This window comes from Labilibaculum euxinicum (assembly GCF_009795715.1).
Classification (GTDB): Bacteria; Bacteroidota; Bacteroidia; order Bacteroidales; family Marinifilaceae; genus Labilibaculum; species Labilibaculum euxinus.
Genome location: NZ_WTCR01000018.1, coordinates 1 through 25,981 on the forward strand (window position 1 = coordinate 1; position 25,981 = coordinate 25,981).

The 25,981-nt window shown below is 36.6% G+C and carries 22 protein-coding genes; 7 read left to right on the forward strand and 15 right to left on the reverse strand.

The features are described 5' to 3' along the window. Positions 1–240: 240 nt before the first annotated feature. The 9 genes from GQR60_RS18485 to sufB form a co-directional block, all read right to left on the reverse strand. On the reverse strand, positions 241–1,230 hold the full coding sequence (locus GQR60_RS18485; protein WP_124994362.1) for a GSCFA domain-containing protein: 990 nt from the start codon (positions 1,228–1,230) through the stop codon (positions 241–243). Between the two features lie 3 nt (positions 1,231–1,233). Continuing rightward, the gene (locus tag GQR60_RS18490) at positions 1,234–2,085 is read right to left on the reverse strand and encodes an alpha/beta hydrolase (protein ID WP_124994363.1); all 852 of its coding nucleotides are present in this window, start codon (positions 2,083–2,085) and stop codon (positions 1,234–1,236) included. A 163-nt stretch (positions 2,086–2,248) separates the two neighbouring features. Further along, complete coding sequence (queG, locus tag GQR60_RS18495; protein ID WP_124994364.1) at positions 2,249–3,190, reverse strand: tRNA epoxyqueuosine(34) reductase QueG; 942 nt, start codon at positions 3,188–3,190, stop codon at positions 2,249–2,251. 628 nt (positions 3,191–3,818) lie between these two features. Beyond that, a complete protein-coding gene (locus GQR60_RS18500) occupies positions 3,819–4,130 on the reverse strand; it encodes a metal-sulfur cluster assembly factor (protein ID WP_101309896.1) in 312 nt (103 codons plus the stop codon). Positions 4,131–4,140: 10 nt separating this feature from the next. Then, positions 4,141–4,563 carry a SufE family protein gene (locus GQR60_RS18505; protein ID WP_124994365.1) on the reverse strand — a complete coding sequence of 141 codons (423 nt, stop codon included), beginning with the start codon at positions 4,561–4,563 and terminating at the stop codon, positions 4,141–4,143. 134 nt (positions 4,564–4,697) lie between these two features. Next, positions 4,698–5,924 carry a cysteine desulfurase gene (locus GQR60_RS18510; RefSeq protein WP_191991653.1) on the reverse strand — a complete coding sequence of 409 codons (1,227 nt, stop codon included), beginning with the start codon at positions 5,922–5,924 and terminating at the stop codon, positions 4,698–4,700. 43 nt (positions 5,925–5,967) lie between these two features. After that, on the reverse strand, positions 5,968–7,329 hold the full coding sequence (sufD, locus tag GQR60_RS18515; protein ID WP_124994366.1) for a Fe-S cluster assembly protein SufD: 1,362 nt from the start codon (positions 7,327–7,329) through the stop codon (positions 5,968–5,970). Between the two features lie 63 nt (positions 7,330–7,392). Then, complete coding sequence (gene sufC, locus GQR60_RS18520; RefSeq protein ID WP_124994367.1) at positions 7,393–8,145, reverse strand: Fe-S cluster assembly ATPase SufC; 753 nt, start codon at positions 8,143–8,145, stop codon at positions 7,393–7,395. Positions 8,146–8,198: 53 nt separating this feature from the next. Next, positions 8,199–9,650, reverse strand: a complete 1,452-nt coding sequence (gene sufB / locus GQR60_RS18525; RefSeq protein WP_124994368.1) for a Fe-S cluster assembly protein SufB — start codon at positions 9,648–9,650, stop codon at positions 8,199–8,201. Between the two features lie 583 nt (positions 9,651–10,233). Here sufB and GQR60_RS18530 point away from each other — a divergent pair. The 3 genes from GQR60_RS18530 to GQR60_RS18540 all read left to right on the forward strand — a co-directional run bounded on the left by GQR60_RS18530 (position 10,234) and on the right by GQR60_RS18540 (position 11,752). Then, positions 10,234–10,431 (forward strand): HTH domain-containing protein, encoded by a 198-nt coding sequence (locus GQR60_RS18530; protein WP_124994369.1) that lies wholly within the window; start codon positions 10,234–10,236, stop codon positions 10,429–10,431. Between the two features lie 147 nt (positions 10,432–10,578). Then, positions 10,579–10,950, forward strand: a complete 372-nt coding sequence (locus GQR60_RS18535) for a hypothetical protein (RefSeq protein ID WP_124994370.1) — start codon at positions 10,579–10,581, stop codon at positions 10,948–10,950. A 322-nt stretch (positions 10,951–11,272) separates the two neighbouring features. Continuing rightward, entirely contained in the window at positions 11,273–11,752 is a 480-nt protein-coding gene (locus GQR60_RS18540) for a hypothetical protein (protein ID WP_124994371.1), read from the forward strand. A 530-nt stretch (positions 11,753–12,282) separates the two neighbouring features. Here GQR60_RS18540 and GQR60_RS18545 read toward each other — a convergent pair. Next, the gene (locus tag GQR60_RS18545) at positions 12,283–13,479 is read right to left on the reverse strand and encodes a S8 family peptidase (protein ID WP_124994372.1); all 1,197 of its coding nucleotides are present in this window, start codon (positions 13,477–13,479) and stop codon (positions 12,283–12,285) included. Between the two features lie 298 nt (positions 13,480–13,777). Between GQR60_RS18545 and thiL the strand changes: the two genes are divergently transcribed. Next, positions 13,778–14,824: a thiamine-phosphate kinase gene (gene thiL, locus GQR60_RS18550; protein WP_124994373.1), complete on the forward strand. Its 1,047-nt coding sequence runs from the start codon at positions 13,778–13,780 to the stop codon at positions 14,822–14,824. Between the two features lie 181 nt (positions 14,825–15,005). Here the strand turns inward: thiL and GQR60_RS18555 are convergent, their stop codons facing one another. The 5 genes from GQR60_RS18555 to GQR60_RS18575 all read right to left on the reverse strand — a co-directional run bounded on the left by GQR60_RS18555 (position 15,006) and on the right by GQR60_RS18575 (position 20,566). Continuing rightward, positions 15,006–15,461: a transposase gene (locus GQR60_RS18555; protein WP_124994374.1), complete on the reverse strand. Its 456-nt coding sequence runs from the start codon at positions 15,459–15,461 to the stop codon at positions 15,006–15,008. Between the two features lie 271 nt (positions 15,462–15,732). Next, the gene (gene lpxA, locus GQR60_RS18560; protein ID WP_124994375.1) at positions 15,733–16,515 is read right to left on the reverse strand and encodes an acyl-ACP--UDP-N-acetylglucosamine O-acyltransferase; all 783 of its coding nucleotides are present in this window, start codon (positions 16,513–16,515) and stop codon (positions 15,733–15,735) included. Positions 16,516–16,586: 71 nt separating this feature from the next. Beyond that, a complete protein-coding gene (locus tag GQR60_RS18565) occupies positions 16,587–17,978 on the reverse strand; it encodes a bifunctional UDP-3-O-[3-hydroxymyristoyl] N-acetylglucosamine deacetylase/3-hydroxyacyl-ACP dehydratase (protein WP_124994376.1) in 1,392 nt (463 codons plus the stop codon). A gap of 57 nt (positions 17,979–18,035) precedes the next feature. Next, positions 18,036–19,073, reverse strand: coding sequence for a UDP-3-O-(3-hydroxymyristoyl)glucosamine N-acyltransferase (gene lpxD / locus GQR60_RS18570; RefSeq protein ID WP_124994377.1), 1,038 nt, complete (start codon positions 19,071–19,073; stop codon positions 18,036–18,038). A gap of 224 nt (positions 19,074–19,297) precedes the next feature. Next, positions 19,298–20,566 (reverse strand): HD domain-containing protein, encoded by a 1,269-nt coding sequence (locus GQR60_RS18575; protein WP_124994378.1) that lies wholly within the window; start codon positions 20,564–20,566, stop codon positions 19,298–19,300. Between the two features lie 355 nt (positions 20,567–20,921). On the opposite strand from GQR60_RS18575, the gene rimP reads away from it, so the two are divergent. The 3 genes from rimP (at position 20,922) to infB (ending at position 25,720) form a co-directional block, all read left to right on the forward strand. Next, positions 20,922–21,386, forward strand: a complete 465-nt coding sequence (rimP, locus tag GQR60_RS18580) for a ribosome assembly cofactor RimP (protein WP_124994379.1) — start codon at positions 20,922–20,924, stop codon at positions 21,384–21,386. A gap of 19 nt (positions 21,387–21,405) precedes the next feature. Next, complete coding sequence (gene nusA / locus GQR60_RS18585; RefSeq protein ID WP_101309910.1) at positions 21,406–22,641, forward strand: transcription termination factor NusA; 1,236 nt, start codon at positions 21,406–21,408, stop codon at positions 22,639–22,641. A 61-nt stretch (positions 22,642–22,702) separates the two neighbouring features. Continuing rightward, positions 22,703–25,720: a translation initiation factor IF-2 gene (infB, locus tag GQR60_RS18590; protein ID WP_124994380.1), complete on the forward strand. Its 3,018-nt coding sequence runs from the start codon at positions 22,703–22,705 to the stop codon at positions 25,718–25,720. Positions 25,721–25,981: the final 261 nt, after the last annotated feature.

The window sequence follows — 25,981 nt, forward strand, 5'->3', positions numbered from 1 at the left end:
AGTGAAAAAATTTCAAAAAAATAAAGCCCGTTCCGGTGATAAAAAAATTACTCCCCAAATCACCCAAAATCCTGCCCACTTTCCGTTGAAAGCGGTGCAAAGATAAACCATTATTTTTCCCAATTCCTAATACATTTGAAAAGTTTTTTCACAAAAAGAAATAGCTGCCTGATAATCAGAAGCTATTTTTTTATCCGAATGGGAAAAACAAATTACAAAATTCAAATGAGAATGTCCAGACTAATGGTGAAGATTTTTTAATAAAAGTGATTTTTCTTTATCAAAGACAATATTTGGATATTGACTCTCTAACTTCTTCACATCACTTAATGTACTGGTAATAAACTCCTGATGACTGACCGTGTCTGGATTAAAGGGACGATGACTGGCTGCCAAAACAATTTTATCTACCCGTTTCATCACGGCAAGTGTTTCATTCTCCATATATGTATCAACGAAACGAGTCCAAATATAATTGACTGATGTGGTATTCATATGCAGCATGTCCTCTCCATAAAATCGATAATCTCTTAACTCATCCATAACAATTTCGTAAGAAGGAAAGTAAGACACCTGTTCAAATAACTCCACCAGCTGCTCAATCGCCAAAAGTAAAGTCGCTTTACTAAGCTGATTTCCATGTGCTCCATCTTTCCAATGGCGAATTGGACTCACCGTAAAAACTATTTTTAAATCCGGATTGAAAATTGCTAAAGAAACAATCAATTTTTTATAGAATTGGACAATTTCGTCAACATCAAGTCGGTAACGATGAAATTCCTTTGCTGGTAATTTATGGCAATTGGAAACTATCACTCCAGTATCGAGCAATTCATAAACCCAGGCAGTTCCGAATGTAATGTAAAGAACATCTGAATTTGCGAGATCTAATGATGACTTTTTAATTTCGGTATTGATTGCATCCAAACATTCATTCACATCGGCATTGGAGAATCGTCCGTGATGAGAAAAACTAAACCACATGTCATTGGCAAAATTTAAATCTTCTTCAGAGAATTTTTTGTTCTCGATTAGTATTTTTAAACTATTGCCTACACTGATCGGGTTATAAATTACTCCAAACGGATTGGTATTGACATCAAATTTATATTTGCTGAGCTGCTCACCAATATTCTCGGTAAAACAAGAACCCAGCATAATTGCTTTTGAATTGTAACCAAACTTATCCCGCGATGCTGGAATCTTTACCTCAGTTCTAAAAATTGTCATATTCTAAATAATTTGCTTGTTCTTTGCTAATAGAGCGTCCAACCAATTTATAATATCTGTAAAAACCTCTTGATGACAGAATTCATTATGCAATTCATGATAAGCTTTATCGTACTGAATAAATGTACAGCAATCCTTAATTCCCTCCGAGAAAATTTTACTTGCATTGGATTCTGTAATCTGATCATTATTTCCATGCAACAACAATAATGGCTTTTTTACTTTATCCGGATTCTTCAAAATACCGTATCCGGCATCATAAGCATCAACAAATAACCTGAATGAAACCATATGATGCACCAATTCATCCTCATCATATTTAATGCACACCTCCTTGTTATGAGATAACATTTTAGCATCGAAGCTGGTTTTAATACTAAAGGAAGGAAATAAATTCGCAAGTGTCCGAAGAAAAGGAATTGCAATTTTCGGTGGTGCCTCCTGCGTAACAATCCATGGCGAAGTGGAAATGACGCCCAAATAATCGGATTTCCGGGTGATTAAATGATTCAAAACCTCTCCTCCTCCCATGCTATGTCCGTATAGAAAGCATGGGGTATCTTCAAAATGCTTTTTTACATCCTTAAGAGCGAAATCAATATCGTCCATTAATTTTTCGTAAGATTGAATGACTCCTCTTTTTCCATCAGACAAACCATGCCCCCGCTGATCGTAACTCAAGACAGCAATATTCTTTTCGACGAACAATTCAGCCCAATTGTGATATCTGGAAGAATGTTCACCAATGCCATGAACTAAACAAATTACTGCTTTGGGTGGAACTGCAGGTTGCCAAACTTGAAAAAACAAACGCGTATTATCATTTGTAGTTAGATTGTAAATATTGTGTATCATCAAATTTGATATTAACGACGAATAAAATTCATGTACAGAGGGGCATCAAACTTTTTCGGGAAGAACAAAAAAAGTAAAATCCACTTCTTGAATGTATAAATATAGAAAAAAAGGGAAAACAAAAGTTCATTACTAAAACCTATAGGAAGCAATTCAATATAAGCTATTCGCTCTCTGTATGAAGAAAATCGAGATTGCGTTTTAATCCTTTGAATTTTGTTCGTTTTACAGCAGAGTTTTTAAATATCTCACCAAACTTATACGCATCCAATTGTTCCCACTCTGCCTTTGATAAAGAAAGTAAATCAGAATCAGGTTGAAATTCAGGAACTGAATTGGATTTTACCATTCGATTCCAAGGACAAACATCCTGACAAATATCACAACCAAATACACGATTTTTGAATTTACCCTTCATTTCTTCGGGAATTTCACCTTTGAGTTCTATGGTGAAATAGGAAATGCACTTGCTGCCATTAACCACATAGGGTTCCGTTATTGCTCCGGTAGGACAAGCGCGAATGCACTTACTGCATCCTCCGCAAAAATCCTGATATTTTTCTTCCTCATACTCCAACTCCATATCGATTAGTAATTCGCCCAGGAAAAGAAATGATCCTATTTTACGGTTGAGCAACAGTGAATTTTTTCCAATCCAGCCCAAACCTGCTTTTTTTGCCCATGCATGCTCTAATATTGGAGCGGAATCGACAAATGCGCGACCCGAAACTTCACCAATTTCTGTGTTGATGTATTCCAAAAGCTGGTTTAATCGATCCTTTAATACGAAGTGATAATCTTTTCCGTACGCATATTTTGCAATTACGGGTGCTTCAGGATCTTGTTGCTGCTGTTTTGGGAAATAGTTCAGACCTACAACAACAATTGACTTGGTATTTTCAACCAATAAACGAGGATCCAATCGTTTCTCAATATTATTAGCCATATACAACATCTCACCATGATATTTTTTATCCAGCCAAGATTGAAAATTCTCTTTTTCCTCATCCAGAAAATCTGCTTTTGCGATTCCACAAAGATCCAAACCAAGCTCGATAGCTTTGGCTTTTATGAGGTTTGATTTGGCAGAAAGAGTGAGATTCATGGTGCTAAATTAAGATTGTTACCGAAATTCACGATAAACGTAGATAAACATTTTGCATTTTATAATAATAACAAACTAATATTGAAGCTCATCTTAATAAATAGTTATTTTGGTTTTAGGATCAAGTCATACCCTTACATGGGAGGCTTGATTATAGTCAGAGCATAACATCCTTAAATTTGTTCAATTCTTTGAAATTTAAACATTGTAACTTTTCAATTACCTTATCCTTAAGCCGGACAGCTCTTACTTTTCTCCTTAAATGAGAAAAGTAAGCAAAAGAATCAAGCCAATAGAAAGCTCTTCTGCATTCTAAATCAACTAAAGTATCGCGTGGCACGCTCTATTGACAGCACTCGCTTAGACTTCAAAACTCAAAAAAATATTCATTTAAATAGTTTTATCTGGAAATGCAACAAAGCCGTGTCTTAAGCTTATTATATTGAACCCGAAAACTCGAATTATTTTGCGTTAGGGATTGAAGTGGTTACCCCACAGCGAAGAATGAGCGAGGAGTAAAAACAAAAAGCCCGACCTGAGGAACGAAGGGAACGCCCAAAACAAAAATCAGAAACCAAATTCGCAGAAACTAAAAAAGGACTGTAAAAAAAACAGCCCTTTGATATATTTAGAGAAAACCCAATTCGAGTTTTGCTTCTTCGGTCATCATATCCTTGTCCCAAGGTGGATCGAAGGTTAACACAACGGTTACATCTTCGATTTGCGGCAATGATTTTGTTTTTTCATTTACCTCTTCCAAAATTTGATCGGCCATCGGGCAATTTGGCGCTGTAAGAGTCATCAGGATTTTCACCTCATCTTCCTCATACATATCAATTTCATATATCAATCCCAGATCGTAGATATTCACTGGAATTTCGGGATCGTAAATGGTTTTTAAAACCTCGACGATTATTGCTTCTGTTTCTTTTTTTCCCATCTTTTCCTGATTATTTGCTTACGTGATTGAAAGCAATTCCATACATTTTTATTTGTTTCACCATGGAAACCAATCCATTAGAGCGAGTGGGCGATAAATGTTGCTTTAAGCCGATTTCATCGATGAATTTTAAATCGGCATTCATAATATCTTCAGGAGTTTGATTGTTGAAAACACGAATCAACAAAGCTGCAATTCCTTTTACGATGATCGCATCGCTGTCGGCCTCCAACTTTACAACACCGTTTTCGAGGGATGCATTGAACCAAACTTTTGACTGACAACCTTTTATAAGATTCGATTCTGTTTGATATTTTTCATCCAAACCGGAAAGATCTGTTCCCAACTCAATTAGGTAGGCATATTTGTCCATCCAATCTTCAAAACCTGCAAATTCCTCAATTATATCTTCCTGAATTTCGTTTATTGTCATACTATAGATTTTAGATATGAGATTTTAGATATGAGAAAATATCCCCCATTCAAAATCTGCGAACGTATCTAATTTATATTTTTTCCAGCCGAAAGTTACAATAATTTTCTATCTGTGAAAATCGAACCCACGGACTATTTTACTGCAAACATTTTGCAGACTTTCAGAATTCCGTTATAAAGTGAATCAATTTCTTCCTTTGTGTTGTAAAAGGAAAATGAAGCACGAACAGTACCGTCGATTCCGAAATGCTGCATTACAGGTTCGGTGCAATGCGTACCTGTCCTTACTGCAATTCCCATTTGATCGAGCAACATTCCCATATCGTAGAAATGAATTCCCTCCACCAGAAAAGAAATGACTGAAGTTTTCTCTTTTGCGGTTCCATAAATTCGCAAACCATCAATTGAAAGTAACTTTTCAGTTGCGTATGTCAACAGTTCCTGTTCGTAAGCATCGATATTTTCAATTCCAATACTCTCCACATATTCAATTGCAGCACCCAATCCGATTGCATCGATATAATTTGGCGTTCCTGCCTCGAATTTATACGGAAGTTCGTTATAGGTTGTTTTCTCGAAAGTTACTTCGGAAATCATTTCCCCTCCGCCTTTCCATGGCGGCATTTCATTCAGCAATTCTTCTTTGCCGTATAAAACACCAATTCCGGTTGGTCCGTAAATTTTATGTCCGGAGAACACCAGAAAATCCACATTCAAATCCTGAACATCGATTTTTTTGTGCTGTACCGATTGAGCGGCATCAATTAAAACACGAACATTTTTAGCATGCGCAATCTCAATTATTTTACGAATAGGATTTATGGTTCCCAATGAATTGGAAATGTGATTAACTGCAATAATTTTTGTACGATCCGTAATTAAATCATCCAATTTCTCAATCATCAATTCCCCATGATCGTTAAAAGGCAATACTTTTAAAGTTGCTTTTTTCCGTTCACAAATTAGTTGCCAGGGAACAATGTTGGAGTGATGTTCCAGTTCAGAAACAATCACTTCATCGCCTTCCGAGATAAATCGATCGCCGAACGAATTGGCAACCAAATTTACAGATTCGGTGGCTCCGCTGGTGAAAATCACCTCGTGCGAATGTTTTGCATTGATGAAATTCTGCACAATTACTCTTGCATTCTCGTTTCCATCGGTGGATTTGTTGCTCAAATAATGAACGCCGCGGTGAATATTCGAATTGTACTTGTAATAGTACTCAACCAACTTATCAACTACCTGACGAGGCTTTTGCGTAGTTGCAGCATTATCAAAGTAAACAAGAGGTTTACCGTGAATCAGTTCCTCAAGAATGGGAAAATCTTTACGTATTTTATTGATATCTATTGTCATTCTATAAGAGAATCAAGTACCACAGTACCAGAATTAATTAAATCTAATTTTTACAAGCAAGTGCGCAAGTATTGCATTTCGATATTTCACCTCTTAATCTTGTATCAACCAAGGCATCAATTCGATCTTTAAGCGGCTCCACTCTAATTTTTTCAATTATTTCGTGAGCGAAAGCAAACATCAACATCTGACGCGCTTCTTTCTCATCAATTCCTCTTGCGCGCAGGTAAAACAGTGCATCCTCATCCATTTGACCTACTGTAGCACCATGACTGCACTTCACATCGTCGGCATCGATAATCAACTGAGGTTTTGTGTTGATTTGAGCATCATCGCTCAATAACAAATTGTTGTTTGATTGATAAGCCAATGTTTTTTGAGCATCGCGGCGAACATATATTCGACCTGCAAATGCTGCAGTTGCCTCACCATCCATTACTCCTTTAAAATGCTCGTTGCTTAAACAATTCGGTTTTGAATGATCTATCGATGTGAAATTATCAACATGTTGTTTGTTGTCCATCAAATACATTCCGTATGTATTGTTTTCACAATGTTCACCATCCAACAATACATGATGATTGTTGCGAATGGTTCCTCCGTAAAGAGAAATGGTATTGGTCAACACATTTGAATGTTTATCCTGACGAATAAAAATGGAATTCAATATTACTGAATTCAAATGCTGATTTTGCAAGGTATACAAATCGAACACCGCATTGGGTGCCACATTTACTTCTGTAACTGAATTGCTTAAATATTTATGATGCGTTAAGGTATGATCGCAAACAATAATTTTGGCTTGCGCGTTTTCCTCAATCACAAATAAATTACGTTGAGTTGCCATTAAATCGCGATCGGAACGCAAAAGGTTCACCACCTGAATAGGCTTGTCGATTACGACACCTTTAGGCACATAAATGAATAACCCATCTTTTGCCAAAGCTGTATTCAATGCTACGATACCATCCTCTTCAGGCTTGGCATACTTGCCGTAATGTGCATTAAAAATATCAGGATATTTTTGTGCAGCTTCCTGAACTCCACAAACGATAACTCCTTCGGGTAATTCGGTAAGCACTTTATTATTTCCGTAAAACCAGCCATTTGTCAGCAATACCATATTGGTATCCAACTCGGGCACATCGCACTGAAAAATATCATTCAGGTCAACATCCACTTCCATATAACGAAGATTTACATTGTATGGATGATCAAAAGCTGGTATTAGATTGGTGTATTTGTAATTCTCGTTGACACGAGTAGGTACGCCTAATTCCTGAAACTGAACAAAGGCTTTTTCACGAGTCTTATTCATGCAATCAGAAGAACCATTCGAAAGCAATTCTTTACCTTGTTCGAACAGATCAGCAAAATCCTTATTTATTGTATCTATGTTGGCCATGTTATTTTAGATATTAGATAATAGATATGAGAAATAAGATAAATCCAATTTCCAACACCTCTACTATTTTCCGTTTTCTTCTTTAATCCAGTCGTATCCTTTTTCTTCCAGTTCAAGAGCAAGCTCTTTACCGGCAGTTTTTACAATTCGACCGTCAAACAAAACATGAACAACATCAGGAATGATGTAATCTAATAAACGTTGGTAGTGAGTAATTACAATTGTTGAATTCTCAGCAGTTTTTAATTTATTCACCCCATTTGCAACAATACGAAGAGCATCAATATCCAATCCTGAATCGGTCTCATCTAAAACTGCCAATTTAGGTTCCAGCATCGCCATTTGAAAAATCTCATTCTTTTTCTTCTCTCCACCCGAAAATCCTTCGTTTACCGAACGATTTGTCAGTTTTGAGTCGATCTCAACCAATGCTTTTTTATCGCGCATTAGCCTTAAGAAATCAGATGCAGTTAATGGATCCAAGCCTTTGTGCTTTCGATGTTCGTTAACCGCAGTTTTCATGAAATTAACCGTTGAAACTCCAGGAATTTCTATCGGGTACTGAAACCCCAGGAAAATTCCTTCTTTAGCACGATCTTCAGGTGCCATATCCAACAAATTTTTCCCTTGAAAGATAATTTCACCTTCGGTTACTTCATACAAATCTCTTCCTGCCAATACTGAAGCTAAAGTACTTTTACCAGCACCATTAGGTCCCATAATAGCATGAACTTCTCCCGGCTTAATCTCAAGATTAATTCCTTTTAAGATTTCTTTTCCATCAATGGAAACGTGTAAATTTTTAATACTTAACATTTCACTTCTATTTTGTCGCAGTTATGCGTTGGGTTCTACTTATTATATATCTATTATCCTACAGATCCTTCCAAACTAATCGCCAAAAGCTTTTGAGCTTCTACTGCAAATTCCATTGGCATTTTGTTGATTACCTCTTTGGCGTATCCATTTACAATTAAACCAATGGCATCCTCGGTAGAAATACCCCGCTGATTGCAATAGAAAATCTGGTCTTCACCAATTTTAGAGGTAGTAGCTTCGTGTTCGACTTTAGCCGATTTATTGCCAATTTCGAGATATGGGAATGTATGTGCACCACATTTGTCTCCTAAAAGTAATGAATCGCATTGAGAAAAATTACGGGCTCCTTCACAATTCTTGGTTACTTTAACCAATCCCCGGTAAGAGTTGCTGCTTTTTCCTGCTGATATTCCTTTTGATATAATCGTGCTTTTGGTGTTGTTACCAATGTGAATCATTTTTGATCCGGTATCAGCCTGCTGATGATTATTGGTTACAGCAACCGAATAAAATTCACTCGACGAGCCATCTCCTTTTAATATGGTAGACGGATATTTCCAGGTTACTGCCGATCCGGTCTCCACCTGAGCCCACATCAATTTCGCATTTTTACCTTCGCAAATACCCCGTTTGGTTACAAAATTGTAAATACCTCCCAATCCCTCTTTGTTACCAGGATACCAGTTTTGAACTGTTGAGTATTTCACCTCTGCATTGTCCTTCACAATAATTTCAACGATAGCTGCATGCAGCTGATTTTCATCACGCATTGGTGCCGTACATCCTTCCAGATAACTCACGTAACTATCATCTTCACATACTATTAATGTACGTTCGAACTGCCCTGTATTTTCCGCATTAATACGGAAATAGGTAGACAGCTCCATTGGACAGCGAACCCCTTTCGGGATGTAAACAAATGATCCGTCGGAAAATACTGCTGAGTTAAGGGCTGCAAAAAAGTTATCCTGAATTGGAACAACCGTGCCCATATATTCCTGAATTAAATCGGGATGCTCCTGAACTGCATCACTAAACGAACAGAAAATAACCCCTTTTTCAGCCAAAGCTTGTTTAAATGTCGTTTTTACCGACGATGAATCCATCACCACATCAACTGCAACATTCGATAACAGCTTTTGTTCATCCAAAGGAATACCCAGCTTATCGAAAGTAGCACGAATTTCAGGATCAACATCATCCATACTCTCCAACTTTGCTTTTTGTTTTGGCGATGAATAGTAAATGATATCCTGATAATTAATTTCAGGTATTTTTAAATAGGCCCATTCCGGCATTTTCATAGTCAGCCAATGACGATAAGCTTTTAATCTAAATTCAAGCATAAATTCAGGCTCATTCTTTTTAGCCGATATCATGCGGATAACATCCTCGCTAAGACCTCTGCCTATATCATCATTTTCAATATCAGTAACAAAGCCATATTTATAATCGCTCTGCGTTACCTCATCTAATATTTTATCTTGTTCTTCTTTTGCCATGTTGTTTAAGTATCAGGTAGAAAGCTTCAAAATCACATGAGATTTATCGCATTTCCTTAAAAGAATTCAATATTTTAAATTAAAGGGGAAGAGTACAGACCTCAAATTCCGTAAGAAATTTTAAATCGTTCAGCTTACTCACAATTGCATGCCCCAATGGAATTTCATGCAAATATAATAAAGTATTTAGATATCTTTTTACTTGAAACGAATAAAATACCTCCAAGTCCTTTTATTTGTTAACGTAATTTAAACGGAAAGGATACATTTACGAAACGAAGATTTTCCAATGCTTTTTGATACTACATTTTCTATTTCGGATTACTCCTAAACAGTTCCATGAATCATTTCGAATAACTTAGCTGAAGTATGATAAATACAACAGCTTAACTGAATTAAATAATATCTAACAGAAATATTCCATCTCGCAATTTAAGAACTAACAGTTTGAAAACATTACACTTACATAACATTCTCAAAGTTCACCATTAATAACTTAACAATATTTAACAGATGATCGGGTTACCTTTTTAACATTACAGGAACTAATGAGTAAATCACAAACAGCCAAAAAAGTAATCATATGACACATTTAGACTTTTTAGAAAAGACTGAGTATATTAAAAAACTAATAAACACTGGAAACACCGGCACTCCGGCAGAATTAGCCCAACGTTTAAACATATCGGAACGCAGTCTTTTCCGACTAATAAAAACACTAAAAGAGAATAAGAACCCCATTACCTACAGCCGCACAAAACAATCCTACATAATAGATTAATTACAAATAAGCTCACCGCCGATTAGTGGCGGTGAGCTTTTGTAGATTTATTGCTGTTATTTTTAATAAAACAAGTTTTCTTGGACTTCGCGTATAGAAAGCAATATTAAAACGCGGCTCGCGTATCAGAGCCAATAATTGTAAAAAATGAAAAAAATATTATTAATTATTCTGCTTTGCTCTCCATTGTTATGCAATTCACAAAGTCTGCATATTGATAGTGCAGCAAAAACGGTTGTTTATAAATATGAACAAGATAGTTTATATTCAAATGTTCAATCAATTCATCAGCTTATTTTCAACATAACTGCTAGCTTCCAGATGTTTAGCGACGATTCAACGAGTGTGATATTTCGTCCACTAATATTTTTAGACGACAAAGTTTACATCGAAGACAACTACCCTGATATTAAATTTAAAGACATTGAAAAATTTGAGATTATAAAAAGTCACAATGGTAAGTTTCGCTATGGTGAGGATAATTCGAATATTTCCATAATAATAAAAACAAAAAAATAATTTAGCACAACTACCTCTGAAAAGAGATATCCAATTTCACTACTAGCTCTCTTATTTGTGCTGATAGGTATTATACAGCAGCCAATTATACGCCTGGCTATAAAAATCCAAGTGGTATGTATAACCTACTGGAACATATCGCAGATCAGTTCTCAATACTTAGCTGTTGGAGCAGTTTTGTTATTTATCCTAATGCCAACTATCTCAAAGTTGAAACGAGATGACAAAAAGCAGCCTAACAGACAAAGTAATCGTTCAGAAAAATTAACCCATGCAAACCCTACTTGCATACCATATTATTAATATTTTAAAATAACTGAAAATGAAAAACAACGATTTAATCCAGGTCACATTTACAGCAGAAGAATTGACAGAAAATAATGCTCATTTGGATGCCTTGCTGGCTTTTGCCGGGAAAAGTGCCCCTCAACTATCGTCGGAAGACAGAACGAACTATGGTTCGATTAACGAAACCAATAAATTATTGGTGAATAAAGCAAAATCGTTTATGGATCAGCATCCCGATTTGGTTCCTCAGTTTGTGAATATAGACGAGTTTGAACGCGATTACAGTGCACGGGAAACTATAGAAGAAATGATTCAGAAACTCGACTTAATTAAACGCAAACTAAGTGATACTAAAATTCTTTTGGATCATGATAACTATCAGGATACAATGGCATTTTACCGGTCTATTCGATATTACGCTGCAGAACAGCAGCAAGGAGCAATTCCTATTTACGAAGAATTGAAACAATTCTTCCCTCATGGCAAGAAAAAAGAGGCCGAAGTGGTTAAATAATTACTTTATACCGATCAGTATCTAAAATTGTATTAAGCATTCATCAGCGAAAGCGAAACTCAAAACATGCGGGTTTCGCTTTTCTTTTGAAGCATTTATACATGCACAGGATGAATTGAAGCCCCACCAAGGCATCTCGAAGCTTGATTTAGATGGCTTGAAGAATGAATTTCATGCATTTTTTCACGAAGAAGATGCTTGGAAACATCAAAGTCAAGCCTCGAAGCATCATTTTACTGCTTCGAAGCTTGATTTTCAAGAGTGGAAGCACCTGCTTCATTCTTCGACCTTTGATCGGAATGCATAAACCCAACGATTTGGTAAACCCATTGGGTAAATTCATGCATGGAACCATCAGAAAACCTAAAAGTTTTGCCAATAAGGCTAAAAAATTAAAGTTAAATTCAAGGCAACCAGACCTGACAACATCCTAAAACCCGTCCCATCTCCTCTCAATTCTATTTCCAATTTTTATTTTTCAAAAAAAACAGCCGTCAATTGACGGCTATTCCTATTCATTTTGCAATATCTCAGATTCCTCCAATAGGATCTGCATTGCCATCAGGATCTCCATTTACAAAACCGTCGGTTACTGGATTCCCATCGGTCATTAGCAGAATACCGCACATGTGCGGAGCAGCCATTGAAGTTCCACTTATTGTATTGTATGCATCGCCTTTCCAGGTTGAATAAATACTAACACCTGGCTCGCAAAAATCAACAGGCGGATTTCCATAATTTGAAAAGTAGGCGAAATTATCATTTATATCCATTGCCGAAATAGTCCAAATATAAGTTCCATTAACTCTTGCCGGAGAGTGATTGTTAGCATCATCACTTTCGTTTCCGGCAGCTAATGCGAAGTAAATGCCATTTTGAGAAGCGGCATATACAGCATCATCCAAAGCAATAGAAATACCTCCGCCTAAACTCATATTGGCAGCATCGCCGGGAGAAGCAGCACTTGCAACATAATCAACTCCTGCAATAACTCCGGAAGTGGAACCACTACCCCTACGATCTAAAACCCGAACTGCAACAAGATTTGCTCCTGCAGCAACTCCAACTACTCCAATTTCATTATCAATAGCACCAACCGTACCAGCGCAATGGGTTCCGTGTCCATTTTGATCATCAGCTCCCACACGAGAACCAGTGAAATCTCTGCTTCTGGCCACATCAACATTTAAATCAGAGTGATCTAAATCGATACCGCTATCAATAATCCAAGCTGTTTTTCCAATACCACTTCCATAACCAACCCGTGTAATTCCCCAGGGAATAACCTCACTAGTAGGTTCTGGTGTTGGAACAGTTCCAGGCTTTTTTAGAGCAATAATTTTATCTTGTTCAAGGTATTTTACTCTGCTATCCAATTTCAATGCTTCAACAAAATCAGGTGTTGTTTTAACACTAAAACCTTTAATTACAGTAGCAAAAGCTAAACCTACTTCAAATTCAGAACTCGATTTTGTTTGAAACATAGAATTGGCAAAAGCTTTTACTTCGGCAATTCTCTCATCGTAACTGCCTTGATTAGCAGATTTAACCGAGCTCTCATTCAGAACAACAATATACTGTCCTTCAATTGGCTCACCATTCTGAACATCGGTTAACACTAGGTTATCCCCATCATTTTCTTTAAGATCGGCGGTATTGTCATTCTGACAATTGGTAATGGTAAATAAAGCAGCCACTACCATCAATAGCATAAGTTTATTTTTCATTATAATTTAAATTAAGATTTAGTAATACCTACTTAATTTATGAAAGAGATACCACAAATACAAATCTTTTTTACGTCTAAAACATTCACTAATAACAATTTATTCACCATTAGTCACTAAAATCAGACCATTTACACAATTTCATTCCATACACTTAAAGCTTTCCATAACTATAAAAAAAACTAAATCTATAAAATAATCACCTCCTTAAAATTATAAACCATGACCAATAACATCACCTTCTCAGTTTCCAATTTTTATCTACCTTTGCAGACAAATATCAATAACTAAGGAGACTATGCAGGAAAATAATGCTAAAGGAACCGATATTGCCACATTGGGCGAATTCGGATTGATTAAACACCTTACCAAAAATATAAAACTAAAACACGCAAGTACCAACGTTGGTGTTGGCGATGATGCCGCTGTTTTGGATTATCAGAATAAAAAAACTGTTGTTACCACCGATTTACTGCTGGAAGGTATCCATTTCGATTTAATGTACACACCGCTTAAACATTTAGGCTACAAGTCAATTGCTGTGAATGTTTCGGATATTTATGCCATGAATGCCCTGCCAAAGCAGGTGACTGTTTCTATTGCCATCTCGAAGCGATTCACCCTGGAAGCTATCGAGGAGCTTTACGAAGGAATTAATTTGGCCTGCGAAAATTACAATGTCGATTTAGTGGGTGGCGACACCACATCCTCTTTAACCGGATTGTGCATTTCGGTGACTGCAATTGGCGAAGCTGATGCTGAGCAACTGACTTACCGCAGCGGAGCCAAAGAGAATGATTTAATCTGCGTAAGCGGAAATTTAGGAGCGGCCTTTGCCGGATTACAGCTGTTGGAGCGCGAAAAACGTGTTTACGACAACAATCCAGCCATGCAACCCGATTTAACGGGGCATGACTACATCTTAGAGCGTCAGTTGAAGCCTGAGGCCCGAAAAGACATTTATGAGCGTTTGCAGGATGCGAAGATTGTTCCTAGTTCGATGATTGATATTTCGGACGGATTGTCATCGGATATTATGCACATCTGCGAGGAATCGAAAGTTGGCTGCCAGATTTACGAAGAGAAAATTCCTGTTGACTACGAAACACACAAAATGGCCGAAGAGCTGAACATGAACTACAGCACCTTTTCGTTAAACGGCGGTGAAGATTACGAGTTGCTGTTTACTGTTCCTTTGGATCAATTCGATGCCATTGAAAAAATAGAAGATGTGAAAATAATCGGTCACATCACCGATATCTCGAAAGGAAAATATTTGGTAACACGGGATGGTGTGGAAATTGAATTGCAGGCTCAGGGCTGGAATCCGATAAAGGAGGATTGAAAACTTTAAACATTCGGGCTGAAAGCCCAATTAAATTCAGCCCGGGGTATTTCCCCGGGTATTTTTATTGCTGCAGGAAAACGCCCTGAAAGGGCAACTTATACCGGCAAACTCTAAAAATACCTTTAACATATATGAACAATAACCTGCTCAATCAGGCATGTTATATCAGCACTAAATATTAATCTCTCCACAAATATTCTTCGTTATATTCGATTCCATACTCTTTTAAAAATAGAAGATATTCGTCTCTAAATGTTAATTTTCGGTGATGTTCTTCCTGATTTTCAATATACTGCTTCGTTTTATCATGCACAGAAGAACTAACAGAAAAGCCAATATATCCTCCTTGCCAGGCAAATTTTGAATAGTCTGACCCCTTTGTCTTGATCCAACGACTACTATGTCTTTTGATCTCTTCAACCAGTTTTGCAAGAGCAATGTTCTTCGACATTATACACAATACATGCACATGATCTTCTACTCCATTAATTATTATTGGAATTGAATCATTATCCTTTATAAGAGCACCAATATATGCATACAATTCTTTACGGTTTTCCTTTCTTATTTTAATCGTATTGTTCTTCACATGAAAAATAATGTGAACGAACAGTTTGGATAATGATTGTGCCATGAGATCAAATATAAAACTGCCCTTTCAGGGCGTTTAATTACTCTATATATTTACCAACCCAAAGCAATGCTTTGGGCTGAAATAAATTGCCGCTTTGCGGCGCTAAGCTGCACTTAAATTAACAATATAATTTAATATTAATCTCCTCTATAACTATTATAAAATAAAAAAAGTGAGACTCTCAATTGAAAGTCTCACTTTTTATATCAAACATCTATCGGGATTACTCAGAATAAAAATGATATAATTCCGCTGGATAAATCTATCGGGATTACTCAGGAAAATATCCTCTCATAATTCCACGTTTCGAATTTTTTACAAATAAGATAATGTCATCACGCTCAGGAGAAGCAGGCATCTCGGCCTCGATAGCTTCCAGTGCATTAAAGTTATTCATTCCTTTTTGGTACAGGTAACGGTAAACATCCTGAATTTCACGGATTTTTTCATTTCCAAATTCACGACGACGCAATCCAATTGAATTCACACCAATGTAGGAAACCGGCTCGCGACCTGCTTTTACAAAGGGAGGAACATCTTTACGAACCAACGATCCACCTGAGATCATTACGTGTGAACCAATGTGAACGAACTGATGAACAGCAACCAGTCCGCTAAGAATAGCGAAATCATCGATAATTACCTCACCGGCAATTTGAGTTGCATTACCAATGATACAATTATTACCAATAACACAATCATGCGCCACATGCACATATGCCATCAACAAACAGTTACTTCCGATGATGGTTTTTCCTTTGGCTACAGTACCTCTGTTAATGGTAACACACTCACGAATGGTGGTGTTGTCGCCGATTTCAACAGTTGTTTTTTCGCCACGAAATTTTAAATCCTGCGGAACAGCACCAATAACGGCTCCCGGAAATACCACGCAATTTTTACCAATATGGGTTCCTTCCATGATTGTGGCATTCGACCCAATACGTGTTCCTTCTTCAATTACAACATTTTTGTCAATGGTAACAAAGGGCTCAATCACTACATTATCAGCGATCTTAGCCTCAGGATGTACATATGCTAACGGTTGCTTCATTTTTTTTATATTTCGTTTTATGCAAAACTCCCGTTACAAGAAGTTGTTGCGTAGCAGTAGTTACTAATTAATTATTTTTTCTTTGCGATTTGAGCCATAAACTCACCTTCGGCAACAACAGTATCACCAACAAAAGCTAAACCGCGCATGTTAGCAATTCCCCTACGAATAGGAGATAAAAATGACAATTTAAAAATTAAAGTATCACCAGGAACTACTTTTTTTCTAAACTTGATATTGTTTTGAGTCAGGAAATAAGTAGAATAATTTTCAGGATCTTCGACCTGATTAAGTACTAAAATACCACCGCACTGTGCCATAGCTTCCACCATTAAAACGCCTGGCATTACCGGTTCTCCAGGAAAATGGCCAACAAAAAACGGCTCGTTCATAGACACATTCTTCACCCCAACAATACTGTCATCCTGAATATCAATAATTTTGTCAACCAACAAGAATGGAGGACGGTGAGGCAACAAGCCCATTACGCCATTAATGTCTAAAACAGGCTCTTTGTTTGGATCATAAGCCGGAACTGAATCTTTTCCCATTTCTTTCTTAATTCGTTTGATTAATAATTTTGCCATTTCAGTGTTTGGTCCGTGACCAGGACAGGTTGCAATAACCCTTCCTTTAATAAACTTACCGCAGAGAGCAAGGTCGCCAATCACATCTAATAATTTGTGACGTGCACATTCATTATCAAAATAAAGTTCTAAATTACTTAAAATTCCTTCCTTTACCTCAACATGCTGATGGTCGAATAAATCTGCAATACGATCCAATTCTTTTTGATCCATCATTTGGTCCATTATAACAATGGCATTATCCAAATCTCCACCCTTAACTAAATTGTGGTTTAACAGAAACTCCAGTTCCCGTACAAATACAAACGTACGACACATCGAAATTTCCTCTTTATAATCTTTTAAAGAACGTAGGCGGGCATACTGATTTCTCAACACTCTAGAATCGAATGAAATCATTGTATCCACACTATACTCATCATCAGGCAGAATCGTAATTTCTGAACCACGGGCTTCATCCCTGTATGTTATCTTTTCTTTTGGCACGTAATACTCACGAATTGCATCCTGCTCTACAATACCAACTTTTTCAATTCCTTCTACATAAAATTTAGCACTCCCATCTAAAATTGGAGGCTCAGTAGAATTCATCTCAATCAAACAATTGTCAATACCCAATCCATACAAAGCAGACAATGCATGCTCAATAGTCTGAACTTTACATTCTCCTTTTTCCAATACAGTTCCTCTCGATGTATCACCAACATACTCGGCACTTGCTTCTATAACAGGCTGACCTTCTAAATCTACCCGTTTAAACTGATATCCATGATTTTCGGATGCAGGCAGAAACTTTATAGAAACTTCCAGTCCTGTGTGAAGTCCTTTTCCTGTAAGAGTAAATTCTTTTGCTAATGTTCTTTGTTTATCTGCCATAACTTGACATCAATATTTTTAAATCCCAGGTTAACTAATTGAAAGCAAAACTTCCCTTTACTCTTCCTTTAATCTTTTTATTTCCTTTTCCAGTTCAATAATTTGCTCTCTCATCTTAGGCAAATTCTTAAACAGCACATATGATTTTTGATAAGGTCCAAAATCAAAAGCCGGTGATCCTTGCAATACAGTTCCTTCTTTCTTAATCGTACGGCCAATACCAGATTGAGCAGCAATTTTCACTTCATCTGCAATTGATAAATGACCTACGATTCCCACCTGGCCACCTATCATACAATTTTTACCAATCTTTGCACTTCCTGCAATACCGGTTTGAGAGGCAATAACTGTATTTTCATCTATTTCTACATTGTGAGCAACCTGAATCAAATTGTCCAGCTTCACTCCTTTACGGATGATTGTTGATCCCATAGTAGCACGATCAACACACGTATTTGCACCAATCTCTACATGATCTTCAATTACTACATTTCCTACCTGAGGAACTTTTTTGTAGTCGTTTGCCGATGAAGGGGCAAAACCAAATCCGTCACCGCCAATTACAACGCCGGAGTGAAAAATGCATTCAGCACCAATCTTACATCCTTCGTAAATTTTAACTCCTGAATTTAATATGGTATTGTCGCCAATAATCACATTATCGCCTACATAGCAATGAGGATAAATTTTTACATTATTTCCAATCTGAACATTACTACCTATATATGCAAAGGCACCAATATAAATCTTCTCACCCAATTTCGATGACTTGCTCACAAAAGAAGGCTCTTCAATTCCTGTTTTCTGAGGTTTGCTTTGCTCATACATTTCCAACAACTGAGCCAATGCCTGATAAGCATCATCGACACGAATAAGTGTTGTCTCAATCTCCTTTTCAGTCTCAAAATCCTTGTTTACCAAAACAATTGATGACTGTGTAGAGTATATATAGTGCTCGTATTTAGGATTTGCTAAAAATGAAAGAGTTCCAGGCTTCCCTTCTTCAATTCTGGAAACATTGGTTACTTTAACCTTAGCGTTCCCATCTACCTCTCCGTTAAGAAACTCTGCAATATCTTCTGCTGTAAATTCCATTCGTTCTATTTTTTATCAGATCAAAAAAAGATTCATTATATCCGGTATTCACAATACAAACACCAAGCACAAATCATCCAATATAGCTGATTTATAAGAAAAAAATTTCTGCAAATCTAATAATTATTTCATGCGCATGAAATTTTTTCTCCTATTGCCTGCTTTATCTATAGAAAAAGTATTCTTGAAAATGAAGTTGAAATCACTTCTTAAAAGCTGTTGAATCAAACAAATGACTCCTGGATTTTAGGATAACAGAGGTAATATTTTTTTACTGTTTTAGACAAGACAGAAGCATCCAGCATATCCGAAGCCTCTCCTATATCGCACTGCGTGCCATCCTTATATAAAATATTTATTTGATCATCATCCGAACTATATGCATTATTGCTGATCGAATTTGAAATCACCATAAATTCGAGAGCATGATCTGAACATCCAAAATAACGCCCCACCCGTTTTTTCACTTGATCAATATATTCTTTAGTGAAGGTTGTTTTTTGAATCTCAATTTTAAACAATTGGCGATCGCGTATGCATTTACACAAATAAGAAAGAACTTTATCGCTGTGGTCAGCCCAAACCTTAATGCTAACCATGATATCGTCATCATCAAGATCGGCAAACATCTCCAAGGCATTTCGACCATTACAAACAACATTCGGATTTTCAAACTCCACCTTACCTACTTTGTTATACAAAAAGTAGGTTAAAGATGGAGTCGCAAACAATTCATCTCCCTTTTCGGCAAGGTATTTAGCCCTCTTCAAAATATGAACCAACATCTCTTCTGCAGCAATAACTGTTTTGTGCAAATACACCTGCCAATACATCAAACGCCGGGCGATCAAAAATTTTTCAATTGAATAAATGCCTTTAGCCTCCACTACCAACTGATCATTACGAACATCCAGCATTTTAATAATCCGTGCCGATCCAACCACCCCTTCGGTAACACCGGCAAAAAAACTATCGCGCCGTAAATAATCCAAACGATCCATATCCAACTGACTCGACACCAACTGATTCAAAAACCGTTTTGGATATTCATTCCGAAATATTTTTACGGCCACATCCAACTCACCCTTAAATTGATGATTTAAACGTTTCATAAATAATTCAGAAATCTGCTCGTGAGTTATACCATCAACAATACTATACTCTAATGCATGAGAAAATGGCCCATGTCCAATATCGTGAAGTAATATTGCCGCATGTACTCCTTCCTCCTCTTCCTGAGTAATTACGTGTCCTTTCAATCGAATGGTTTCTATCGCAAGACTCATTAAATGAGTTGCACCCAAAGCGTGCTGAAATCTGTTATGAAAAGTTCCCGGAAAAACCAGGAAGGAGAGCCCCAGCTGTTTTATTCTTCTCAAACGCTGAAAAAAAGAATGCTCAACCAAATCGTACGATATCCCGGATGGGATATGAATAAATCCGTGAACCGGATCATTTACTATTTTTTTCTTACTACCAGTATTTAAACTCATGCGCTTTTGTATCATAGGCTGGTAACAAATGTATAAAAAGTAGCGAAAAAAGCCTATCTTAGTACTATTCAAACCCCAATTAAAATTGGCTTGTGAATAAAAATATCTTTCTTGAAATAAAGTAAAATCGTTCAAATGGGTTAAAATCATTCAATTGAACAAAGGAAGAGATCAAATTTCATTAAAAAAACTCATTTTCAAGAGAATAATTTTTCATTAGCGATTAGAATACAATAATTTAGAGGGATGTCATTTGTTTTTTAGAACATTTATCTCTAATTTTGCATCGAAAAGTAAACAAATTGTGAGCTTTAGGGGACAAAAAGTCCCCTATTTTATTGATATTAACCGATATATGATTGATAAGAAAACTATAACTGAAATTATTGAAAATGAAATTGCTGATACCGACCTGTTTCTGGTTGATGTGAGTGTTTCATCTGGAAATGCCATTTCAGTTGTAATTGATAGCTATAACGGAGTACCGATCATTACTTGTATCGAACTAAGCAAAGCTATCGAAGGGCATTTTGATCGTGAAGTTGAAGACTTTGAATTACAAGTTGCTTCAGCTGGAATCGGTCAACCCTTTCAGGTTTTTAAACAATACCACAAATACATAAATAAAGATGTTGAGGTATTGACTACTGAGGGGATTAAATTCTCAGGAAAACTGATCACCGTTGGTGATAATGAAATAGAAATTGAAGTTGAAGAAATGGAAAAGGTTGAAGGAAAAAAGAAGAAGCAACTTGTTGTGAAAAATTACTCCTTCACTTTAGATCAAATTAAATCAACAAAAGATATTATTACTTTTTAACAGGTAAACAGCTGAATACATGAACCTTATTGAGACTTTTTCAGAATTTAAGGAGTTGAAAAGCATCGACCGCGCTACAATGATGAGCGTGTTAGAAGATGTTTTCAGAAATCTTCTATTGAAAAATTATGGCACCGACGAAAACTATGATATCATTATTAATCCAGACAAAGGTGACTTAGAGATCTGGAGAAATAGAGAAATTGTAGAAGACGGACAAGTAGAAGATGAAAACCTGCAGATCTCACTTTCTGAAGCAAAAAAGATAGATGATGATTACGAAGTTGGTGAAGAAGTTACTGACGAAGTGAAATTTATGGATTTTGGCCGACGATCGATTTTAACTTTACGTCAGAATCTTTCTGCGAGAATTTTAGAATTGGAGAAAGACAATATCTTTAACTTATACAAAGACCGGGTTGGCGAAATTGTCACCGGTGAAGTTTATCAAATCTGGAAAAAAGAAATTCTTATTCTGGATGATGAAGAAAATGAATTAATTCTGCCGAAAACAGAACAAATCCCTTCTGACTATTTCCGCAAAGGAGAAACAGTTAGAGCGGTAGTTGTTCGTGTTGAGGTGAAAAATAACAGTCCTCTTATTGTTGTTTCAAGAACTTCTCCTGTTTTCCTTGAGAGATTATTTGAACTGGAAGTACCGGAAATATTTGATGGTTTAATCACTATTAAAAATATTGTTCGAATTCCAGGTGAAAGAGCTAAGGTTGCAGTTGAATCATACGATGAAAGAATTGATCCTGTTGGAGCATGTGTAGGTATGAAAGGATCGAGAATACATGGTATTGTTCGTGAATTACGTAACGAAAACATCGATGTGATCAACTACACAACCAACACTCAGCTATTTATCACAAGAGCTCTTAACCCAGCGAAAGTTTCCTCGGTAAAACTTAACGAAGAAACCAAGCGTGCTGAAGTTTATCTGGATCCTGAAGAGGTTTCCTTAGCTATTGGTAAAGGTGGTTTAAACATCAAACTGGCAAGTCAGTTATCAGGATATGAAATTGATGTATATCGTGAGAAGTCTGAGGAGGAAGTTGAAGAAGATGTAAACTTATCAGAATTTACGGATGAAATTGATGCCTGGATAATTGATGAGTTAAAGAAAATTGGTTGTGATACAGCAAGAAGCGTTCTTGATTTATCTCCTGAGGAGTTAGAAAAAAGAACTGATCTTGAAATAGAGACCATTAATGAGATTTTGAATATTCTTAAATCCGAGTTCGATAATTAAATTCTTCAGAATCATGATGTAAATTTTTGAAACGGGACATTTTAACAGTTAACTTTTAAATATGGTGAAAGTCGATAAAAATATAAGACTTAGTAAATTAGCAAGAGAACTAAACGTTGGTACTTCAACAATTGTTGAATTTCTGAACAAAAAAGGCATTCCGATTGATTCCAATCCAAATACCAAAGTTTCAGAAGAGGCTTATAATATCCTCGCTAAAGAGTTTAGCTCTGACTTGAATCTGAAAAAGGAATCTGAAAAGGTAAATCTGAAAAGTACCCGCGAAAGAAAAGAAACAGTTTCAATTGAAAAAATTTCTGAAGATTCAGAGCCTGAAACTCGTAGTAAAGAAAAATCTGTTGAAAAAACAGAAGAAGTAATTGCTAAAAAGGAACCTGTTAAAATAGTTGGTAAAATTGATTTAGATGCATTAAAACCTAAAGCAAAAAGACCACAGGAAACAAAACAGGAAGTCGTTGCAAAAACGAATCCGGATAAGGTAGAAAAAACTATTAAGCCAGTTCAGTCTGAAGCTCCCAAGAAGGAAGCTCCTAAGGCGGATGTGACTGCAGAGACACCTGTGGTTAAAATAGTTACACCTCCAAAAGTAGAACTTACTGAACAAACATCTGAACCTGCTAAAAATCCAGTTTCTGATGACCAAACTGTTAAAATGGAAACCCCGAAAAAAGAGGAAAAAGCTCGAGCTCCTAAAGAGGAGAAAAAAGATGAGCTTAAAGTGGTTGGCATGATTGATTTATCTGCATTAAATCAAAAAACCAGACCAACCAAAAAAACCAAGGCCGAAAAAGAAGTTGAAAGAAGGGAAAAACAGAAAGCTCCTGCTTCAAAACCTCAGGCTCAGGAAAATTCAGGCTCAGGAAAAGAAGAAATTTTTAAATCTTCTACCCAAAGACTAGCTGGTCCTACTGTAGTTGGAAAAATTGAACTGCCAGTTGAGAAAAAGCCGGGTGCGGGTAATAAAGATAAAGTATCAGCCAATCAGCGTAAGAAACGTAAAAGAATTAAAAAGGATACTGAAAAAGTAAATTTGGCAAATCCCGGACAAGGAAAGCCAGGAAAACCAGGAACTACTGAAGTAAGACTTAAAGGGACTGGCGCTGGTGCTGCTAAGTTCAATAAACTGAAGAAGAAAAGAGTCGTTAAAAAAGAAGTTAGCGAAGAAGATGTACAAAAGCAGATTAAGGATACTCTTGCCCGATTAACTTCTAAAGGAGGTAAATCGAAAGGATCGAGACACCGTAGAGATAAACGTGACATCGAAAGTGCAAAAAGAGAAAAAATAGCAGAACAAATTGAAGCTGAAAAAAATATTTTAAAGCTTACTGAATTTGTTACAGTTAATGAATTGGCAACAATGATGGCTGTTCCTGTTACCAATATTATTGCAACTTGTATGGGATTAGGTTTATTTGTGTCTATCAATCAACGATTAGATGCAGAAACTATTGCTATTGTTGCTGATGAATTTAACTTTAAAGCTGAATTTGTAAGTGTTGAACTTCAGGAGTCAATTGAAGAAGAAGTTGACGAAGAAGCAGATTTATTATCCCGTGCTCCAATTGTTACTGTAATGGGACACGTTGATCACGGTAAAACCTCCCTGCTTGATTACGTTCGTCACGCGAATGTAATTGCAGGTGAAGCCGGAGGAATTACGCAGCACATTGGAGCTTACAATGTGAAGCTTGATGATGGAAGAAGAGTTTCTTTCCTTGATACTCCAGGTCACGAGGCGTTTACCGCAATGCGTGCACGTGGTGCTCAGGTAACTGATATTGCAATTATTATAATCGCAGCTGACGACAACGTAATGCCACAAACAATTGAGGCGATCAATCACGCAAGTGCAGCGGGAGTTCCTATTGTATTTGCAATTAACAAGATTGATAAGCCAGGTGCTGACCCTGAAAGAATTAAAGGGGAATTAGCAAATATGAACTATTTAGTTGAGGACTGGGGTGGAAAATACCAGTGTCAGGAAATCTCAGCAAAAAATGGTATTAACATTGAAGAGTTGCTGGAAAAAGTTCTTTTAGAAGCAGAAATGCTGGAACTTAAGGCAAATCCAAATAAACGTGCTATTGGTTCAGTAATTGAATCCTCACTAGATAAAGGTAGAGGTTATGTTACTACATTATTAGTACAGGCAGGAACCTTAAAAGTTGGAGATGTTCTATTAGCAGGTAGTTACACTGGTCACGTAAAAGCAATGTACAATGAGCGTGGTAATAGAATAGAGAAGGTTGGTCCTTCAGAACCAGCTTTAATTCTTGGTTTGAATGGTGCCCCACAGGCTGGTGACAATTTCAACGTGATGGAAAGTGAAAAAGAGGCTCGTTCCATTGCAAATAAGCGTGAACAATTGCAACGTGAGCAAGGTCTTCGTACTCAGAAACACATTACACTAGATGAAATTGGCCGTCGTATTGCAATTGGAAACTTCCAGGAGCTTAATGTTATTGTAAAAGGTGATGTGGATGGATCGATTGAAGCTCTTTCTGATTCGTTGATTAAACTTTCTACCGAGGAAATTCAGGTGAATGTTATTCACAAAGCAGTTGGTCAGATTTCCGAATCGGATGTATTGCTTGCAACAGCTTCTAATGCTATTATTGTTGGATTCCAGGTTAGACCTTCTATTGGAGCAAGAAAACTTGCTGAGAAGGAAGAAATCGATATCCGTTTGTACTCAATCATCTACGATGCAATTGATGAATTAAAATCAGCAATGGAAGGTATGCTTTCTCCTGAAATTAAGGAAGAAATTACCGCTACGGTTGAAGTTGTGGAGGTATTTAATATTACCAAAGTGGGTAATATTGCAGGTTGTCTTGTTCGTGATGGAAAAATTAACCGTAACTCTAGAATCCGATTAATTCGCGATGGTATTGTTGTTTATACAGGAGTACTTGGTTCTCTGAAACGTTTCAAAGACGATGTGAAAGAAGTAGCGAAAGGTTACGAATGTGGATTAAATATCGACAAATACAACGACATTAAAGTTGGCGATATGGTAGAAGCATTTGAAGAAATAGAGGTAAAAAAGAAATTGTAAAATATACAATTCTATAAATAGTAAAAAGCAGGCTGTTCAGCCTGCTTTTTTTATGTTCTTACTTTGCAATTAGTTTTAATGTCAGGATATTCCTAAATCAGTATTCCAGATTTTTTAAATTGCAGGTTGAGTAATTTAATACTCTATATCGTGCAAAATTATTAATATGCAAGATAAATAAATCCTAAATTATTTTTTACACTAAAGATTTCAATGCATAAAAAAACCCTCACACGGATGGTATGAGGGTTTCATTACATA

Coding starts and splice junctions, on each gene's coding strand:
- thiL (WP_124994373.1), top strand. CDS start 13,778: ATGCAGGAAAATAATGCTAAAGGAACCGATATTGCCACATTGGGCGAA.
- lpxA (WP_124994375.1), bottom strand. CDS start 16,515: ATGAAGCAACCGTTAGCATATGTACATCCTGAGGCTAAGATCGCTGAT.
- nusA (WP_101309910.1), top strand. CDS start 21,406: ATGAACCTTATTGAGACTTTTTCAGAATTTAAGGAGTTGAAAAGCATC.
- GQR60_RS18555 (WP_124994374.1), bottom strand. CDS start 15,461: ATGGCACAATCATTATCCAAACTGTTCGTTCACATTATTTTTCATGTG.
- rimP (WP_124994379.1), top strand. CDS start 20,922: ATGATTGATAAGAAAACTATAACTGAAATTATTGAAAATGAAATTGCT.
- lpxD (WP_124994377.1), bottom strand. CDS start 19,073: ATGGAATTTACAGCAGAAGATATTGCAGAGTTTCTTAACGGAGAGGTA.
- GQR60_RS18535 (WP_124994370.1), top strand. CDS start 10,579: ATGAAAAAAATATTATTAATTATTCTGCTTTGCTCTCCATTGTTATGC.
- GQR60_RS18545 (WP_124994372.1), bottom strand. CDS start 13,479: ATGAAAAATAAACTTATGCTATTGATGGTAGTGGCTGCTTTATTTACC.
- GQR60_RS18540 (WP_124994371.1), top strand. CDS start 11,273: ATGAAAAACAACGATTTAATCCAGGTCACATTTACAGCAGAAGAATTG.
- GQR60_RS18505 (WP_124994365.1), bottom strand. CDS start 4,563: ATGACAATAAACGAAATTCAGGAAGATATAATTGAGGAATTTGCAGGT.
- sufB (WP_124994368.1), bottom strand. CDS start 9,650: ATGGCAAAAGAAGAACAAGATAAAATATTAGATGAGGTAACGCAGAGC.
- GQR60_RS18575 (WP_124994378.1), bottom strand. CDS start 20,566: ATGAGTTTAAATACTGGTAGTAAGAAAAAAATAGTAAATGATCCGGTT.
- GQR60_RS18500 (WP_101309896.1), bottom strand. CDS start 4,130: ATGGGAAAAAAAGAAACAGAAGCAATAATCGTCGAGGTTTTAAAAACC.
- GQR60_RS18530 (WP_124994369.1), top strand. CDS start 10,234: ATGACACATTTAGACTTTTTAGAAAAGACTGAGTATATTAAAAAACTA.
- GQR60_RS18510 (WP_191991653.1), bottom strand. CDS start 5,924: ATGACAATAGATATCAATAAAATACGTAAAGATTTTCCCATTCTTGAG.
- queG (WP_124994364.1), bottom strand. CDS start 3,190: ATGAATCTCACTCTTTCTGCCAAATCAAACCTCATAAAAGCCAAAGCT.
- GQR60_RS18485 (WP_124994362.1), bottom strand. CDS start 1,230: ATGACAATTTTTAGAACTGAGGTAAAGATTCCAGCATCGCGGGATAAG.
- sufC (WP_124994367.1), bottom strand. CDS start 8,145: ATGTTAAGTATTAAAAATTTACACGTTTCCATTGATGGAAAAGAAATC.
- GQR60_RS18490 (WP_124994363.1), bottom strand. CDS start 2,085: ATGATACACAATATTTACAATCTAACTACAAATGATAATACGCGTTTG.
- sufD (WP_124994366.1), bottom strand. CDS start 7,329: ATGGCCAACATAGATACAATAAATAAGGATTTTGCTGATCTGTTCGAA.
- GQR60_RS18565 (WP_124994376.1), bottom strand. CDS start 17,978: ATGGCAGATAAACAAAGAACATTAGCAAAAGAATTTACTCTTACAGGA.
- infB (WP_124994380.1), top strand. CDS start 22,703: ATGGTGAAAGTCGATAAAAATATAAGACTTAGTAAATTAGCAAGAGAA.